The organism is Pseudomonas sp. Sample_24 (assembly GCF_004307605.1).
GTDB lineage: Bacteria > Pseudomonadota > Gammaproteobacteria > Pseudomonadales > Pseudomonadaceae > Aquipseudomonas.
In genome coordinates this window covers 55,279-72,997 of the sequence record NZ_RCNW01000117.1, presented here as the reverse complement: position 1 = coordinate 72,997, position 17,719 = coordinate 55,279, and the positions used below count along the sequence as shown (strand labels likewise).

At 60.7% G+C, this 17,719-nt stretch carries 9 protein-coding genes; 5 read left to right on the top strand and 4 right to left on the bottom strand.

Annotation, left to right across the window (positions count from 1 at the left end; all coding sequences use genetic code 11):
• The first annotated feature begins 255 nt into the window (after positions 1–255).
• The 5 genes from D8V06_RS06070 to D8V06_RS06050 all read left to right on the top strand — a co-directional run bounded on the left by D8V06_RS06070 (position 256) and on the right by D8V06_RS06050 (position 13,887).
• The gene (locus tag D8V06_RS06070) at positions 256–11,370 is read left to right on the top strand and encodes a peroxidase family protein (protein ID WP_130930616.1); all 11,115 of its coding nucleotides are present in this window, start codon (positions 256–258) and stop codon (positions 11,368–11,370) included.
• 237 nt (positions 11,371–11,607) lie between these two features.
• The gene (locus D8V06_RS06065) at positions 11,608–12,345 is read left to right on the top strand and encodes an SDR family oxidoreductase (RefSeq protein ID WP_130930615.1); all 738 of its coding nucleotides are present in this window, start codon (positions 11,608–11,610) and stop codon (positions 12,343–12,345) included.
• Positions 12,346–12,370: 25 nt separating this feature from the next.
• Entirely contained in the window at positions 12,371–12,628 is a 258-nt protein-coding gene (locus D8V06_RS06060; protein WP_056853386.1) for an Atu4866 domain-containing protein, read from the top strand.
• Positions 12,629–12,782: 154 nt separating this feature from the next.
• Complete coding sequence (locus tag D8V06_RS06055; RefSeq protein WP_130904699.1) at positions 12,783–13,340, top strand: chalcone isomerase family protein; 558 nt, start codon at positions 12,783–12,785, stop codon at positions 13,338–13,340.
• A gap of 10 nt (positions 13,341–13,350) precedes the next feature.
• Positions 13,351–13,887, top strand: coding sequence for a DUF3833 domain-containing protein (locus D8V06_RS06050; RefSeq protein ID WP_130904700.1), 537 nt, complete (start codon positions 13,351–13,353; stop codon positions 13,885–13,887).
• A gap of 47 nt (positions 13,888–13,934) precedes the next feature.
• Here D8V06_RS06050 and D8V06_RS06045 read toward each other — a convergent pair whose 3' ends face one another.
• The 4 genes from D8V06_RS06045 to D8V06_RS06030 are packed head-to-tail and all read right to left on the bottom strand — an operon-like array spanning position 13,935 to position 17,713.
• Positions 13,935–14,423: a DUF2878 domain-containing protein gene (locus D8V06_RS06045; RefSeq protein WP_130904701.1), complete on the bottom strand. Its 489-nt coding sequence runs from the start codon at positions 14,421–14,423 to the stop codon at positions 13,935–13,937.
• Positions 14,423–15,682, bottom strand: a complete 1,260-nt coding sequence (locus tag D8V06_RS06040; protein ID WP_056853389.1) for a cyclopropane-fatty-acyl-phospholipid synthase family protein — start codon at positions 15,680–15,682, stop codon at positions 14,423–14,425. Before D8V06_RS06040 ends, D8V06_RS06045 begins: the two co-directional genes overlap by 1 nt.
• Positions 15,654–16,469: a DUF1365 domain-containing protein gene (locus tag D8V06_RS06035; protein ID WP_056853390.1), complete on the bottom strand. Its 816-nt coding sequence runs from the start codon at positions 16,467–16,469 to the stop codon at positions 15,654–15,656. The genes D8V06_RS06040 and D8V06_RS06035 overlap by 29 nt, the downstream gene beginning before the upstream one ends.
• Complete coding sequence (locus D8V06_RS06030) at positions 16,466–17,713, bottom strand: FAD-dependent oxidoreductase (protein WP_130904702.1); 1,248 nt, start codon at positions 17,711–17,713, stop codon at positions 16,466–16,468. Before D8V06_RS06030 ends, D8V06_RS06035 begins: the two co-directional genes overlap by 4 nt.
• Positions 17,714–17,719 lie beyond the last annotated feature (6 nt).

The window sequence follows — 17,719 nt, the reverse complement described above, 5'->3', positions numbered from 1 at the left end:
TACTCCGGAAGTTCGCTTCGACTTCCAGATTCCATGGGCCACCAACGGCTCGGAATCGCTCTGGCTGATTACTCAGCGAGCAATTGAAAACGCGAATTCCAGGCGCGCATTCACCGGCGCAGAGAACGGCTTTGCCTGTTCCATGCCTGCTCTCGCCAAACACTGAAACAAAGAACTGCGCAAGCCAGCACGTGACTTGGCGCGGGCGGATTTCTTCGTCCCGAGCCTTTCCCATATAGATCGAGGGCAATCGAAATGGCCAATTTCAACAAGTCGGATCTGGAGTTCATCCTCAAGCAAATCTTCATCGCGGAAGCGCATGCGGCCGGCACCAGCCTCAGTGATTTGCTACCCAACAGTCAGGTGCCTTTCGGCCTGCGTACCGTCGATGGCAGCTACAACAACCTGGTCGCCGGGCAAACCGAATTTGGCGCTGCGGACAACTCCTTCCTGCGTCTGCTGGACGCTTCCTACAGAGCGGCTTATGCCGGGACCGGGACGGTAGTTGACGCGCAGCCACGGATTATCAGTAACCTGATCAACGACCAGACCGCCAACAACCCGGCCGCCGTTGCAGCCAACGGTGGCGCCGACCCGGTGATCAGTCCCGGGCTGGACGGCGTGTTCGGTACCGACGACGACAAAGAAGTGTTCTTCATTCCCAACGAGTCGCCGGACGTCGGCCTGACTGCCGGCTTCAACTCGTGGATGACCTTTTTCGGCCAGTTCTTCGACCACGGCCTGGACCTGGTTACAAAGAGCAGTACCGACATCGTTTTTATCCCGCTGCAGCCCGATGATCCATTGTATGTACCGGGCGGCCCAACCAACTTCATGGTGTTGTCACGTGCCGTGCGTACTGCCGGCGTGGACGGTGTCGTCGGCACAGCCGATGATGGGCAGCCCAACACCACCTCGCCGTTCGTTGATCAGAGCCAGACCTACAGCTCGCACCCGTCGCATCAGGTGTTTCTGCGTGAATACATGCTCAATGCGGCTGGCGAGCCGGTTGCCACGGGGCGCTTGATTACCAACCGCGATCTCGGCGCCGATGGCAAGTTCGGCACGGCCGATGATGGCGACGGCGCGAGTGGTGGCATGGCGACCTGGGCAGTGGTCAAAGCCCAGGCCCGTGACATTCTCGGGATCAACCTCACCGATGCTGATGTGCACAGCGTGCCGCTGTTGGCGACCGATGCATATGGCAATTTCATTCGCGGGCCGAGCGGCATGCCGCAGGTGGTGATGCGCGTCAGTAACGGTGCCGACGGTATCGCCGGAACAGCTGATGACGTGACTCAACTGGTCGAAGGCAACCGGGATGCGCCGATCAGTCTGGCCAGCGCCGTGAGCACCGGGCATGCCTTCCTCGACGACATCGCCCACAATGCCGCGCCGGTCGTGGTCGGTGGGAATTTGCAGGCGGACGGCGACACCGATGTCGGCAATGCGCAGCCCGCTGGCCCAGGTGGCAACAACCTGACCTATGACAACGAATTGCTCGATGCCCACTACATTGCCGGCGATGGCCGGGTCAACGAGAACATCGGCCTGACGGCTGTGCACCATGTGTTCCACTCGGAACACAACCGCCTGGTTGAGCAATCCAAGCAAACCATATTGGCCGCGGGCGATCTGGCGTTCCTCAATGAGTGGTTGGTGGATGACGTCGCCGCAATGCCGGCTTCGCTTGCCGAAATCGCAGCGTTGGTGTGGGACGGCGAGCGCCTGTTCCAGGCCGCCAAGTTCGGCACCGAGATGCAGTACCAGCACCTGGTTTTCGAAGAGTTTGCGCGGACCGTCCAGCCGCAAATCGATGAATTCCTCGCACCCAACGGCTATGACACCTCGATCAATCCGGCCATCCTCGCCGAGTTCGCCCACGTGGTGTACCGCTTTGGTCACTCGATGTTGACTGAAACGGTCGATCGCTTCGACCCAGAGTTCAATCCGCTGCTCACTGACCCTGACAACCCGGACTCGCAAATGGGCCTGATCGCGGCCTTCCTCAACCCGCTCGCCTTCGCGGGCAGTGGCGCGACGGCGGACGAAGCGGCAGGCGCGATCATTCGCGGTGTGACCCGCCAACTGGGCAACGAAATCGACGAATTCGTCACCGAAGCCTTGCGCAACAACCTGCTGGGGCTGCCGCTCGATTTGCCGGCCCTGAACCTGGCGCGCGGTCGCGACACAGGCATTCCGACGTTGAACGAGGCGCGGCGTGAATTCTACGAGATGACGGGCGACAGCCAGCTCAAGCCGTACATCAGCTGGGCGGATCTGGCCAATAACCTCAAGCACCCTGAATCGTTGGTCAATTTCATCGCAGCCTTCGGCACCCACGGGGCCTTGACGGCGGCCGATGTCGATACGCTGGTCGAGATGCGTGCGATTGCCGCGGCCCTCGTGTTTGGCGGCAGCGCGGTCATCAACGCCGGTACTGCCGATGAGCGTACCTTTACCGCCACTGAAGCGGATCGTCTGGACTTTCTCAACAGTTCGGGCATCTACGCCATGGTCAACGGTGTGACCACCACCGGTGTCGACGACATCGACTTCTGGGTCGGTGGTCTCGCCGAGCAGAAGATGCCGTTTGGCGGCATGCTCGGCTCTACCTTCAACTTCGTGTTTGAAACCCAGATGGAGGCGTTGCAGAACGGCGACCGGTTCTACTATCTGTCGCGCGTTGCAGGCCTGAACTTCGGCACCGAATTGGAGAACAACTCCTTTGCCAAGTTGATCATGCTCAACAGCGATGTCACCCATCTGTCGAACACCGTGTTCCTGACGCCAACGTTCACCCTCGAAGTGAATCAGGTCAATCAGTTCACTGGCCTGGGTGCGGACGGCCAAGCCGACCCGACGGGCGGCCTGATGATCAACGGCGTGGAAATCGTCAAGCTGGTGGTTCGCGACAACCCCGACACCCAGGGGGCAGACAGCAATTTCCTGCAGTACAACGGTGCGGACCATGTGGTATTGGGAGGCACCGCCGGCGATGACATCATCATCTCCAGTGAAGGCGATGACACGCTTTACGGTGACGGCGGCAACGACCGCCTGGAAGGCGGCGCCGGCAACGACGCGGTCCTGGGCGGCGCCGGTGATGACATCATCACCGATTCGTTCGGTGACAACCGTCTGGAAGGCAACGCCGGTAACGACGTGATCATCGCCGGCAGCATGCTGGCCGGGGGCAACCTGATCCTGGGTGGCGATGGCCAGGACTTCATCGTCACCACCGAAGACATCAGCACCACCTTCGGCGGCCAGGGCGACGACTTCATTCTCGGTGCCAAGACCAACTTGCCACCGACCGGCAACGAAGGTGACGACTGGATCGAGAAGGGCACCCAGGACGGTGCACCTGGCGATAACGCCTCGCCGTTGGCCAACGATGATGTGATCGGCAACGACATCTTTATCGGTGGCGCTGGCTTCGACGAAATGATCGGCGAGGGGGGCGATGACATCTTCGTCGGCAGCGATGCCCAGGACAATATGGACGGTATGTCGGGCTTCGACTGGGTGACCCATAAGAATGACAAGATCGGCGTGACCGTCGACCTGACCATGGCCGCGCTAGCGCAGCCACACGGTAACGCGCCAAATCAAAACAACGGGCCGTTCAACCCGGTCGGCGCATCGCCGGCCTCGATCCTCGACCGGTTTGCCGAGGTCGAAGGTTTGTCCGGTTCGAAATTCGGCGATGTGCTCAAGGGCGATAATGTTGATGCGGTCACCATCGTTGACCACGGTGGTACGACGGGCAGTGCGCTGACCAATGTGGCGTTGATCCGCGGGCTGGAGCAGTTCCTGGCCGACGCCGGTTTGCCGACCACCGGCTTTGCCACGGGCAATATCATCCTGGGTGGCGATGGCAGCGACCTGATCGAGGGTCGTGGTGGTGATGACCTGCTCGACGGCGACAAATGGCTTAACGTCAGGATTGCGGTTTATGCCCCTGACGACACCAACCATAGCGGCCCTGAGATCGCCTCCTTCGACAGCATGGTCGAGATGATCCCGTTCATGATGGACGGTACCTATAACCCGGGTCAGCTCAAGGCCGTGCGGGAAATCCTGCCCGGTACCTCGACAGGCGGAGCCGCCTACGACACCGCGATTTTCTCCGGGCAGCAGTCCGAGTATGTGGTGACGCGCGACACCCGCGGTACGCTCAATACAGCGGACGATGTCTGGACGGTGGCCGATACCGTAGCAGGGCGCGACGGCACCGATACCCTCCTGCATATCGAACGCCTGCAGTTCTCCGATACCCAGCAAGTGCTGCTGCCGGGGCTCAACGCGCAACCGGTTGGCAGACCGAACATCGCCGACGCAAACGGCGGGGCAATCACGGTGGGCGACGTGCTGACGGTCAGTGTGGCCGGGGTGAGCGACGCCGATAACATCGGGGGCAGCCTCAACAACTCCTCGGTGTCCTACTACTGGCAATTCGAGGCGGATCCAGGCAGCGGCGTTTTCGAGGACATCATCTTGTTGCCGGCCGGCGACCTGGCGTTCCAGAGTGCCGATGGCACCACGTTCAAGGTCTCGCCCGACCTTGCCGGGTTATCGTTGCGGGTCAAGGCAATCTACCAGGATGGGCATGGCACTACTGAAGTGGTGTTCTCGCAGCCGACGGCCGTGGTCGTTCCCGGCGCGCCGGTCGTACCGACGTCGCCGACACCCGTGGCCGATGCCACGGCCGGTGGCGAGGGCCTTCACATGGTCCGCTCCGACCTCAACTTCATCCTCGATCAGATCAAGATTGCCGAGGCTGACGCGGCCGGCCAGGACATGCTCTCGCTGATCCCGAACATCCGCGCGCCGTTGGGCCTGCGTGCGGTCGATGGGTCGAACAACAACCTGCTGAACCTGAACGGCAACAACCACACCCAGTATGGTGCTGCCGATAACCTCTTCCCGCGGCTGAGCGACCCGGTCTTCAATCCGGCAGAAGGTGTACCTGCCGGTTTCTTTGGCCCCGGCTCGCCGGCCATTCCGGGATCGTCTTATCAGCAAACCAGCGGCTTTGTGTTTGACTCGCAGCCGCGCACCATCAGTAACCTGATCGTCGACCAGACATCGAACAACCCGGCGGCCTATGCCACGGCTTATGACCCGGGGGCCAACGGTCATCTCGACTTTGGCGTAACCGGTAGTGGTAACGACGACGTGCTCAAGGAGGGGGTACGGATCGTCGCCAGCCCTGGCATGGATGGCCAGTTCGGTACCGGCGACGACCACGATGTGTACCTGTTCGAGAACACCGCGGCGGATGCCGGATTGTCCGCGCCGTTCAACGCCTGGATGACCTTCTTCGGGCAGTTCTTCGACCATGGCCTGGACCTGTTGACCAAAGGCGGTTCAGGCACTGTGTTCATCCCGCTGCAGCCGGACGACCCGCTGTATGTGCCGGGCGGCAACACCAATTTCATGGTGTTGACCCGCGCGACCAACCAGCCAGGGGCGGACGGCGTGCTGGGCACGGCCGACGATGTCCGTGAACACACCAACACCACTACGCCGTTCGTGGACCAGAACCAGACCTACAGCTCGCATCCCTCGCACCAGGTATTCCTGCGCGGATACGTGATGACGGAGGATGGCCCCAAAGCGACCGGCAACCTCATCACCAACCGTGACCTTGGGCTGGACGGCAAGTTTGGTACTGGAGACGACAGCGAAATCGGTGGCATGGCGACCTGGAAAGTGGTCAAGGCGCAGGCACGTGATGTGCTGGGTATCGATCTCACCGACGCCGATATCGACAGCAGTCCGCTGCTGGCGACGGACGCCTATGGCAACTTCATCAAGGGGCCGAACGGCTTCCCGCAAGTTGTCATTCGGCTCAACAACGGGCTGGACGGTATCGCCGGCAACGCCGATGACGTCACGACCCTCGTCGAAGGCAACCCGGCCAACCCTGTAAGCCTGGTGAACGCGGTACGCACGGGCCATGCCTTCCTCAACGACATCGCCCATAACGCTGTGCCGGTTGTCGTCGGCGGGGTTCTGCAGGCGGATGGCGATGTCGATGTCGGTAACGCGCAGCCCGTTGGCCCGGGCGGCAACAACCTGACCTACGACAACGAACTGCTTGACGCTCACTACATCGCCGGTGACGGCCGGGTCAACGAGAACATCGGCCTGACCGCAGTGCATGCGATCTTCCACGCCGAGCACAATCGATTGGTTGCGCAGACCAAGGACACCGTGCTCGATTCCAATGACGTGGCCTTCCTCAACGAGTGGCTGCTCTCGCCGGTTGCTGCCTTGCCGGTCAACCAGGCCGAGATCGATGCGTTGGTGTGGAATGGCGAGCGCCTGTTCCAGGCGGCCAAGTTCGGCACCGAGATGCAGTATCAGCACCTGGTGTTCGAGGAGTTTGCGCGGACTATCCAGCCTCGCGTTGACCTGTTCTTCGCACCGACCCAGGTCTATGACGTCGACCTTGATGCCTCGATCGTCGCCGAGTTTGCCCACACCGTGTACCGGTTTGGCCACTCGATGCTGACCGAGACTGTCGATCGCTACGACGTCAATTTTGACGTGATTGGCGATCCGAGCAGTGCTGATCCCGATCAGCAACTGGGCTTGATCGCGGCATTCCTCAACCCGTTGGCCTATGCCGCCAGTGGCGTGACGCCGGAGGATGCGACCAGTGCGATCGTGCGCGGGGTAACTCGGCAAGCCGGTAACGAAATCGACGAGTTCGTCACCGAGGCACTGCGCAACAACCTGCTGGGCCTGCCTCTTGACCTGCCGGCGATCAACATCGCCCGTGGTCGCGACGTGGGGATTCCCTCGCTCAATGCGATTCGCCGCGACATCTACAACCAGACCGGAGATACCCAACTCAAGCCGTACAGCAGCTGGGTCGACCTGGTGCAGCACCTCAAGCATCCGGAGTCGTTGATCAACTTCATCGCGGCTTATGGTACGCACAGCACGATCACGGGGGCGACTACGCTCGAAGGCAAGCGTGCCGCGGCGATGTTGTTGGTGTTCGGCGATGGCGGGATCAACGAGCCATCCGATCGCCTGGACTTCCTCAACGGCACCGGTACCTGGGCCAACGTAACGCGGGCGGGCAAAGACGGGGTTCTGGGGACTGCCGACGATCTGAAGGGTGTGACGATCACAGGGGTCGACGCCATCGATCTATGGATTGGTGGCCTGGCCGAAGAGAAAACGCCGTTTGGCGGCATGCTCGGCTCGACCTTCAACTTTGTGTTCGAAAATCAAATGGAGAAACTGCAGGACGGCGACCGCTTCTACTACCTGGAGCGCACCTCTGGCCTGTCGATGAATGCCGAGCTGGAAAGCAACTCGTTCGCCAAGCTGATCATGGCCAACACCTCGGCCACGCACTTGCCGGGCCTGGTGTTTTCGGACCCGGGCTTCTATCTGGAGAGGGATCAGTCCAAGCAGTACAACGATGGCTTGGGCAATGCCGACCCGCTGGACGAGAACGGCCAGCAGGTGGTGTTCCGCGACAACCCGCTGACTGCCGGACCGGACACCAACTACATCAAGTACACCGGTGACCAACACATCGTGCTGGGCGGTACCAACGATGCAGACATCCTCATCGCGAGTGAAGGCGATGACACCGTCTGGGGTGACGGCGGCAACGACCGCATCGAGGGCGGTGACGGCAACGACCAGCTGCGCGGTGGTGCCGGTGACGACATCATCAGCGATATGGGCGGCGACGATAACATCCAGGGTGGCGACGGCAACGACGTGCTGCACGGTGGTAACGGCATCAACCTGATCATCGGCGGGTTCGGCAATGACTTCATCGTGACCGGTGAGGACGCCTCCGAGGCCATTGGTGGACAGGGCAATGACTTTATCCTGGGCAGCAAGGCCAACGAACAGGACATGGGTAACGAAGGCGACGACTGGATCGAGAAGGGCACCTCCGACGGTGCGCCTGGCGACAACTTCGATCCGCTGGGCAACGACCCGGTCATCGGCAACGATGTCTTCATCGGTGGCAACGAGAACGACAAGTTCAACGGTGAAGGCGGCGACGACATCATGGTCGGCAGTCTCGGCTTTGGTGACCGCTATATCGGTGGCTCGGGCTTTGACTGGGCAACCTTCAAGGGGCTCGCCCAGGGCGTGAGCATCGATTACAGCGACCGCTTTTTCGATGTGCCGCCGGTTCCGGGCTCGGGTGCTTCGGCACTGGTGCGTTTCGACATCATGGAAGGTCTGTCGGGTTCATCGCACGGTGACTTCCTGCGCGGCGATAATCAAGATGCCGCATCGTTACCGGGTGCAGGTGCAACCGGCAGTGTGCTGACCAACATCGACCTGATCGACGGCCTGGCGGATGTGCTGCCGGCCGGAGCGACGTTCTTCGATGGCGGCAACATCATCCTCGGTGGCAGCGGCAGCGACCTTATCGAGGGTCGCGGTGGCGACGACATCATCGATGGTGACAAGTGGCTCAACGTACGCATCAGCGTCCGGGCAAATGCCGATGGTACCGGACCGGAAATCGCTACCTTCGACAGCATGGAGCCACTGGTTCCGTTCATGCTCAACGGTACGTACAACCCGGGTCAGTTGATCATCAAGCGGGAGATTCTGACGGGCGATGACAGCTTCGATACCGCGGTGTTCTCCGGTAATTCGACGGAATACATCGTTTCTGTCGAGGGCAATACAGTCATCGTGACGGATCTGGTGGCGGGGCGTGATGGTGTCGATCGCTTGACGGGCATCGAGCGTCTGCAATTCTCTGACCTGGCGCAGTCATCCGGCGTTGGTAGCGCCTTGGACGAGGGGCCATCGGGTCATCTGGCGATTCTCGATGATGCTACCGGTCTGCGTGACGACACGCCTGTGGCCGGCCAGTTGCTGCGCGTCAGCGGTCGTGCCGTACACGATGCGGACAACGTAAGCGGCGCCAATCCGACCGGTACGTTGTCCGGAGCGGTGGCTTACTACTGGCAGGTGGAAAACATTCCAGGCACGGGGATCTATGAGGACATCACCGTTGTTGCCGCCGGCGAAGCCTCGCGGGCGACCGGGACCACCTACCGGGTGACAGACGATGTGGCGGGTCTGAACATTCGCGTTCGGGCGGTGTATCAGGATGCCAAGGGCACGCTGGAAATCGTCGACTCGTCGGCGAACAGCGCACCCACCGCGGGGCCGACGGTCACCGGGCTTTTGGTAGAGGACCAAGTGTTGACGGCTGACCCATCGAGCATCATCGATCTGGATGGCCTCAGCAATCCGCAGTTCACCTACCAGTGGCAGGCGACCAACGGGGTCAGCTTCGTCGACATCGTCGGAGCCACCAGTAGCACGTTCACGCTTGGCCAGGACCAGGCCGGCGACCAGGTGCGGGTGGTGGTCAGTTACGTGGATGACTTTGGTGTATCCGAGAGCGTGGCGTCCGACCCTTCGGACCCGGTCGCCAACGTCAACGATGCACCCACCGGTGCGTTGCTGATCAGCGATACGACACCGGATCAAGGACAGGTGTTGACCGCGCTGACTGCCGGGATTGCCGATGAGGATGGGCTGGGCACCTTCAGCTTCCAATGGCAGCAAGGTACTGGCGCTTCCTTCACCGACATTAACGGCGCGACCGCTGCGACCTTCACCCCGGGCTTTGCGCAGGGCAATCTGCAATTGCGGGTGATCGTGCGTTATACCGACGGCTTCGGTACGCTGGAGACGCTGACCTCGGCGGCAACCGCTGCCGTTACGGTAACGCCTGGCGTGGTGCTGGTGGGTACCTTTCTCGCTGACACCCTCACCGGTGGCGGGGGTGCCGATGTGCTTAGTGGCCTGAGCGGCAACGATACGCTCAATGGTCTGGCCGGTACTGATCAACTGCTAGGTGGCCTCGGCAATGACATCCTCAACGGCGGAGACGACAACGATATCCTCAACGGCGATATCGGCGACGACCTTCTCAACGGTGGCCTCGGCGCGGATGCCATGAATGGCGGTCTCGGCAACGATACCTTCGTGGTGGACAATGTTGGCGACGTTGTCGCTGAGCTTGCCTTGGGCGGTACCGATCTGGTGCAAACCAGCCTGGCCAGCTACGTGCTGGGTGCCAACCTCGAGAACCTGGCCTATACCGGTGCGGGCAGCTTTACCGGTACCGGTAATGCGCTGGCCAACATCATCACTGGCGGGGTTGGTAATGACGTCCTCAGTGGCGGGGACGGCAACGACACCCTCAACGGCGGGCTTGGCGCGGATGCCATGAACGGCGGTGCCGGCAACGACACCTTCGTGGTGGACAATGTCGGTGACAGCGTCACCGAAGCGCTGGGCGGTGGTACCGATCTGGTGCAAACCAGCCTGGCCAGTTACCTGCTCGGGGCCAACGTCGAGAACCTGACCTATACGGGGACAGGTAACTTCACCGGTACGGGCAATGCGCTGGCTAACACCCTGACCGGCGGGGTGGGTAACGACATCCTCGATGGCGGTGCGGGTGCTGACCAGATGGCAGGGGGCGCTGGCAACGACACCTACATCGTCGATGTGGTCGCTGATGGGGTGTTCGAGGTGGCGGGTGGCGGTACGGATAGCGTGCAGACGACGCTGGCCAGCTACGTGCTTGGTAATAATGTCGAGAACCTGGCTTACACCGGAGTCAACAACTTCGTCGGTAACGGTAACGGGCTGAACAATAACATCGTCGGCGGGGCAGGTAATGACACCCTCAACGGCAACAGCGGCAACGACATCCTTACCGGCAACGCAGGTAACGACACGCTCAATGGTGACATCGGCAACGATCAGCTGTTGGGTGGCATAGGCACCGATACCCTGAACGGCGGTATCGGCGATGATGGCCTCGACGGTGGTGACGGAAACGATGCCTTGAATGGTGACGCAGGCAACGACACGTTGCTGGGTGGGCTGGGTAATGACGTGCTGGATGGCGGTACCGGCAACGATCTGCTCCAGGGCGGCGATGGCAGCGACACCCTCAATGGTGGTATCGGTAACGACACATTGCTGGGCGGTATCGGCAATGACTTTATCGATGGCGGAGTGGGCAACGATAGGGTCACTGGCGGTGCCGGCGACGATGTGATGGTCGCCAGCGTTGGCAACGACGTCTTCCTGTTCGCGGCGGGCTTCGGGGCCGACCAGATCATCGGCTTCGATGCCAACGCGGCGGGGGGCCAGGATCTGCTCGATATTTCCGCATTCGGTGTCACGGCTGCGACCTTTGCCAGCACTGTCATCATCACCGATGTCGGTGCGGATACCCTGCTCAGCTCCGCAGGAGGCGCTGAAACCATCCGCCTGGTCGGTGTGGCCGATGCGACAACCATCACTGCCTCAGACTTCATTCTGGCTACTTGAGGTGAAGTCCAGTCAGCGTTAACCGAGGCGGGGAGGGCAATGGATGCCCTCCCTTTCTTTTGCCGATGGATGTCGTCTGCCGCTTCCAGTCTGGAAAACTACGCTTGATCGCACTCCCGCAGGATCAGGCAAGTTGTCAGAAGGATCTGACTAACTCGCTGCACACCTTTATCCCTAATCTGAACACGTAGCGAGGCACCACTCGCGTCATCAAGCACTCAGTAAAGGATAGGGATCATGTCGAACATTTCGGAAAAAGTAGTGGTGATCACTGGCGCCAGCAGCGGTATTGGCGAGGCGGCCGCGCGTCTTTTAGCTGGCAAGGGGGCACGCGTCGTGCTGGGTGCACGTCGCACGGATCGCCTCGAAAGCCTCTGCCATGAGATCAATGCCGCGGGAGGGAGCGCCCAATTCAAGGCGGTTGATGTCACCAGCCGGTCTGACGTGCAAGCGTTTGTGGATTTTGCCGTCAGCCTCCATGGTCGCGTCGATGTGATCGTCAATAACGCCGGTGTAATGCCTCTGTCGAAGCTTGAAGCGCTGAAGGTCAATGAATGGGACCAGATGATCGACGTCAACATTCGCGGCGTCCTGCATGGTATTGCAGCAGGCCTGCCTCTGATGCAGAAGCAGAAATCCGGTCAGTTCATCAATATAGCGTCTATCGGTGCATACACAGTCAGTCCGACAGCCTCTGTTTACTGCGCGACGAAATTTGCGGTACGGGCCATTTCAGAAGGACTGCGTCAGGAAGTCGGTGGAGACATTCGTGTCACCGTTATTTCGCCGGGGGTCACCGAATCGGAATTGGCCGAGAGCATCTCAGACGAAGGTGGACGGGCCGAGATGCGTGAGTTTCGTAAGATCGCACTGCCTGCCCAGGCCATCGCCCGTGCTATTGCCTATGCCATCGAGCAACCTGCCGACGTTGATGTCAGTGAGCTGATTGTCCGGCCAACCGCCAGCCCCTATTAATGTGGCGAGACTGGAGGAAAAGAAAATGACGGTCAAAAAGTCCGCAGATCAAGACAAATACGTCGGCATGTGGGTTACGGCAGATGGGCATATTCGCCATGAGCTATTGCCAGGCGGCCGATATGATGAGGCGCGAGGCAAGACAGCGAGCGCCTACCAGGGAAGATATTGGCTGGAAGGTGACCACATTGAATACGTCGATGACACCGGGTTTACCGCTGATGGCGAGTTCCGGGAGGGGATTTTGTATCACGCAGGCATGATTCTGTATCGCGAGGACTAGAAGCTGACCTTGGCGGTGATGAGCGTCGCTCCATCGACGCTCATCAGGAATCACCGCGCATGGCGTAAAAAAGTTGTACAAGCTCTGTCCTGATGGCGTAAAAACTATACATGAAGCTATTCTTGTATAGAATTTACAAAAGGCCGAGACGATCATGAACGTGGCTGATTCCAAGCGTTGCTTTGGACATCGTCTGTCGAGATGCTGGCTGTTCGCGTTGTTGCTGGCGGTACCTTGCTGGGCGGATTGGCGTCCCGCACTGCCAGACGGGCGTCTGTTGGGCAGCGGCGACTTTACCTGGTTCGGCGTGAGTCTCTACACAGCGCGTTTGTGGAGCCCAGGGATGCCGATGACCTGGGACCAGCCTTTTGCACTCGAACTGGTTTATCACCGTGCCCTTTCCCGGGACGCACTGGTTGAGGCCAGCCTCAAGGAAATGCGTCGCATGGCAGAGGCTCGTCCAGATGAGCCCACACTCCAACGCTGGTCCAGTGAAATGCGAGATGCCTTCGTCGATGTTCGGCCGGGAATGCGCATTACCGGGCTTTACCATCCAGGTAAAGGCTGCACTTTCTTCGTCGACGGCCAACTGCGCCGGCGGGTCGAGGACCCTGCATTCGCCCGTGCCTTCTTCGACATTTGGCTGGACCCGCGTACTCGGGACAAAGAACTGCGTCAACGCCTGCTGGGGATGGCCGGGCCGGCGGAGTGAGGAGGTTGAGATGCGTCGATTAGCGGTACTGCTCGTTAGCCTGTTGCTGGTCAGCTGTAACAACGTTGGCGTGGACCACTACGCGAAGGAGCGACCCGCTCTGGATCTGGTGGCCTTCTTCTCCCGGCCGGTACAGGCTTGGGGGTTGTTCCAGAATCGCTCGGGCGAGGTGGTCAAACGTTTCCATGTCCAGATTGAAAGTCGCGTCGAAGGACAAAAATTGATCCTCGACGAGCGATTTCTCTACAGCGATGGCACGCGTCAGCGGCGTACCTGGACGCTGGAACCGACCGGTTCCGGGCGATGGCGTGGCCGTGCGGACGATGTCGTCGGAGAGGCCAGCGGCGAGATCGCGGGCAACGCGCTGCACTGGCGCTACCGCCTTGACCTGCCGGTTGACGGCCGGCATTGGGAAGTGGATATGGACGACTGGATGTACCTGATGGACGAAGACACGATCATCAATCGCACGACTATGAGCAAGCTTGGCGTCGAGTTGGGACAGGTGATCCTGTTCTTTCGTCGCCAGCCGGCGTCAACTCCCTGAACCCACGATGGCCGAGCCGAGCAGGCGCTATTCGCCCATTGGAAAGATCAGCGCCGAGCCGCCAGTCGCAGGATAAGCGGCATCCATACAGCCCAAAGCGGCGCGAGCAGCAGGACTGTGCCAAAAGTGCCCCAAGGCAGACCGACACCCGCCAACGATGCGCCGGCGATGTAAGCCGGGGGACCGCCGCACATGCCCAGTAGCGCGCCGTACCAGATGGGATGTCGAGCCCAGGCCAGGCTATGGCGAAGTCCACTGGCCAGCACCAGCCACAGTACCGCCAGCCATAGAGGTAAGGGGCGCTGGGCAAAATCGAAAACGCCCAGCGCACCCAGGCTGGCATCCAGTGCGCAGCCTGCCATTGCCACACAGACCAGCGTGGTTGCTTCCTCGCGCGGCCGCGGGCAAGCAGCCACATGCACCAACAAACCTGCCGCCACCGGGAGCAGCAGCCAGGGATGCCGCTCGCTCAGCACGCAAGCCCACCACGCGGCTTGCATCCACAGTGCGTTGCCGATCAACCAGGCCCGGCTCATCAGGCACCCGGCAGCGAAGCTCGACGTGCGGCCGGGGCTGCCCAGAGCAGTTGCGCGACGCCAATTGCGCGCTCCTCGAAACCGCCCTGGCAATAACACAGGTAGAACTCCCAGAGGCGTTGAAATGTTTCGTCATAGCCCAGCTCAAGCAACGCGGTGCGCGACTGGCGCAAGTTGTCGCGCCAGTGCTGCAGAGTCCGCGCATAGTCCTGTCCGAAGTCCTCCATGTGCACCAGGTTCAACGTGGTATGGCAACTGGCGGTCTGCAGCATGACGCTCAAGGAGGGCAGGGCACCGCCGGGAAAGATATGGCGCTGAATGAAATCCACCGAGCGCTGGGCCTGTTCATAACGCTGGTCGCGAATGGTGATGGCCTGCAACAGCATCAAACCGTCTTCTTTGAGCAGCGATGCACACCGACGGAAGTAAACCGGCAAATAGCGGTGCCCCACTGCCTCGATCATCTCGATCGAGACCAGTTTGTCGAAGCGTCCGCGCAGGTCGCGGTAATCCTCGCGCAGGACGGTAATGCGTTCTTGCAGGCCAAGATCGCGGACGCGCTGCACGGTATGGGCGTACTGCGCCTCGGACAATGTGGTGGTCGTCACCCGGCACCCGTGACGGGTAGCGGCATGGATCGCCAGGCTACCCCATCCGGTACCGATCTCGAGCAGATGATCGTCGGGGCTCAGCGCGAGTTTCTCGCAGATACGCTCGAGTTTGTTCAGTTGGCCTTGCTCCAGGCTCTGCTCCAGACTGTCGAACATTGCTGCCGAGTACATCATGGTCGGGTCCAGCAGCCGCTCGAACAGGGCATTGCCCAAATCGTAATGAGCGAGAATATTGCGCCGCGCGCCTTGCCTGTTGTTTCGATTGAACCAATGCAGCAGGCGCAGGACCGGTCGACCCAGGCGCGCCAACCCGCCATCAAGGGCGTCGAGCACTTCCAGGTTGGCGACGAAGAGTCGGGTGACCGCCGCCAGGTCCGGCGTGCGCCAGTAGCCGTGGATGTAAGCTTCACCGGCACCGATCGAGCCGTTGGCAGCCACCATGCCCCAAGCTGCTTCGTCGAAGATCTCGACCTCGGCGTGCAGTGTGCTGCCGGCATCGCCAAACAGCCACTGTCGGCCCTGATAGATCAGGCGCAGACGTCCTTGGCGCAGGTTGCGCAGTTGGGAGAGCACGGCGCTTCTGCCCAGGCCGCCGAACAACGGCGCCAAGCCAAAGGATTTACTGACGCTCAGAGTTGGATCGGACATGCTCGGGCTCCTCGTGGAAGTCATGGCCAAGGTCTTGGCTGCTCTGACGGGTGGTGTGGGCAAAGAGTGGGGTGCGCTTGAGCAACAGGCACATGGCTTGCCAATAAATGGCACTGAGGGTACGCAGGCTCATCCAGGGGAAGGCCAGTACGTGTCGTCTCAATGCAGCGGCATCCAGCGGCTTGCGCTGCAGCGCCAGATCGGCCTCGAAGACTTTCTGTTCTTCGCGGTGGTTTTCCATGTGGATGCGCACGTGCGCGCCATCGATGTGGAAGCGCATGTGGTATTGCATGTCCATCGGCAAGAACGGCGAGACATGGAATTGCTTGCTGACCGAGAATTGTCGCGGCTGACCGGGCAGCACCGACAGCACATAGTGAAAACGCTCACGCCAAGGTGTGTTACGCACCTCCAGCACAATCGCTGCCAGGAGGCCATCGCTGTCGTGGCAAAAGTAGAAGCTCACCGGATTGAAAGAAATCCCCCAACTGCGCGGCTGGGTCAGCAAATGAATGGGGCCGCACGGCGCCTGGCCCAAGGCCTTGGCCACCACTTCGCGCACCGCGTCTTTCAAAGGTATGCCGCGACGAGTCCAGGCTGGCAGGTAATCGGTTTCTCGCCAGCTCAGCGGTGCCAGCCGAGTAGCACCGAGTAACGGAGACAGGCCCAGCAGCAATTGCTGTTCGTCCAGATCCAGGTAAAGCATGGCGCTGCGATAGCGGAATCCGTGGTACCGCGGCATCAGGCGTCGGTGGCTGACCCAACCGTAGCAAAGGCTGCTGTTCACAGGCGCTCCCCGAACCGTTCGGCGACGCCCAAAGCGCTGACCACGCCATCCTCATGGAAGCCGTTGGCCCAGTAAGCGCCGCAGAAGTAGCTGTGCTGGTTTCCCTGTAGTTCACCCTGACGTGCCTGGGCCGCCATGGCGGCAAGGCTGTATTGCGGATGTGCGTAATCGAAGCGTGCCAAAACCTGCGACGGGTCCACGCAATCGCCCTGATTGAGGCTTACGCAGAAGGTCACGGGTGCGTCGAGGCCTTGCAGAATATTCATGTTATAGGTCACGGCGGCCGGCGCGTGTGCCGGGCCGCCGAGACGATAGTTCCAGCTGGCCCAAGCCTTGCGCCGACTGGGCAACAGGCGCGTGTCGGTGTGCAGCAATACTTCATTGGCGGCATAGTTCAGGGCTCCGAGCACCTCATGCTCGGTGGTCGTCGGTTTCTCCAGCAGCGCCAGAGCCTGGTCGCTATGGCAGGCGAACACGACTTTGTCGAAGCGTTCCTGGCCCGCGGCGCTGGTGATCACCACCCCGGTATCATCCCGGCGGACGCCCATCACCGGGCAATTGAGGCGAATGCGCTCGCTGAAGGTCCAGCACAACGGCTTCACATAACTGCGCGAGCCACCCTCGATCACCCGCCACTGCGGCCGCTGGCTGATCGAGAGCAGGCCGTGGTTGCGAAAGAAACGCACGAAAAAGTGCAGCGGGAAACGCAGCATATCGGCCCTTGATACCGACCAGATGGCCGATCCCATGGGGACGATATAGTGATGGATGAAACGCTGCCCGTAGCCTCGCATGCTCAGGTAGTCGCCAAGGCTTATGGCTTGGTCAATGCGGTGGTCGTCAAGGTCTGTTACCGCCTGGCGGTTGAAGCGCACGATATCGCGCAGCATCCCCCAGAAGCCCGGCGACAGCAGATTGCTGCGCTGTGCGAAAAGGGTGTCCAGATTATTGCCGTTGTACTCCAGACCGCTGTCCGGATCGTTCACGGAAAAGCTCATCTCGGTGGGGCGTGAGACGACTCCCAGGCGATCGAGCAAGCGAATGAAGTTGGGGTAGGTCCAGTCGTTGAAAACGATGAAGCCGGTGTCCACGGCATAGCGCTGGCCCTGCCATTCAATGTCGACAGTATGGGTATGACCGCCGACCCAGTCAGCCGCTTCGAACACGGTCACCTCATTGCTACGCGACAACAGATAGGCACAGGTCAGCCCAGAAATCCCGCTGCCGATAATGGCGATACGCATATGACG

Bases quoted from the DNA above. Each gene is read 5' to 3' on its own strand.
- D8V06_RS06060 (WP_056853386.1), top strand. From the start codon at position 12,371: ATGACGGTCAAAAAGTCCGCAGATCAAGACAAATACGTCGGCATGTGG.
- D8V06_RS06040 (WP_056853389.1), bottom strand. From the start codon at position 15,682: ATGTCCGATCCAACTCTGAGCGTCAGTAAATCCTTTGGCTTGGCGCCG.
- D8V06_RS06030 (WP_130904702.1), bottom strand. From the start codon at position 17,713: ATGCGTATCGCCATTATCGGCAGCGGGATTTCTGGGCTGACCTGTGCC.
- D8V06_RS06070 (WP_130930616.1), top strand. From the start codon at position 256: ATGGCCAATTTCAACAAGTCGGATCTGGAGTTCATCCTCAAGCAAATC.
- D8V06_RS06050 (WP_130904700.1), top strand. From the start codon at position 13,351: ATGCGTCGATTAGCGGTACTGCTCGTTAGCCTGTTGCTGGTCAGCTGT.
- D8V06_RS06055 (WP_130904699.1), top strand. From the start codon at position 12,783: ATGAACGTGGCTGATTCCAAGCGTTGCTTTGGACATCGTCTGTCGAGA.
- D8V06_RS06045 (WP_130904701.1), bottom strand. From the start codon at position 14,423: ATGAGCCGGGCCTGGTTGATCGGCAACGCACTGTGGATGCAAGCCGCG.
- D8V06_RS06065 (WP_130930615.1), top strand. From the start codon at position 11,608: ATGTCGAACATTTCGGAAAAAGTAGTGGTGATCACTGGCGCCAGCAGC.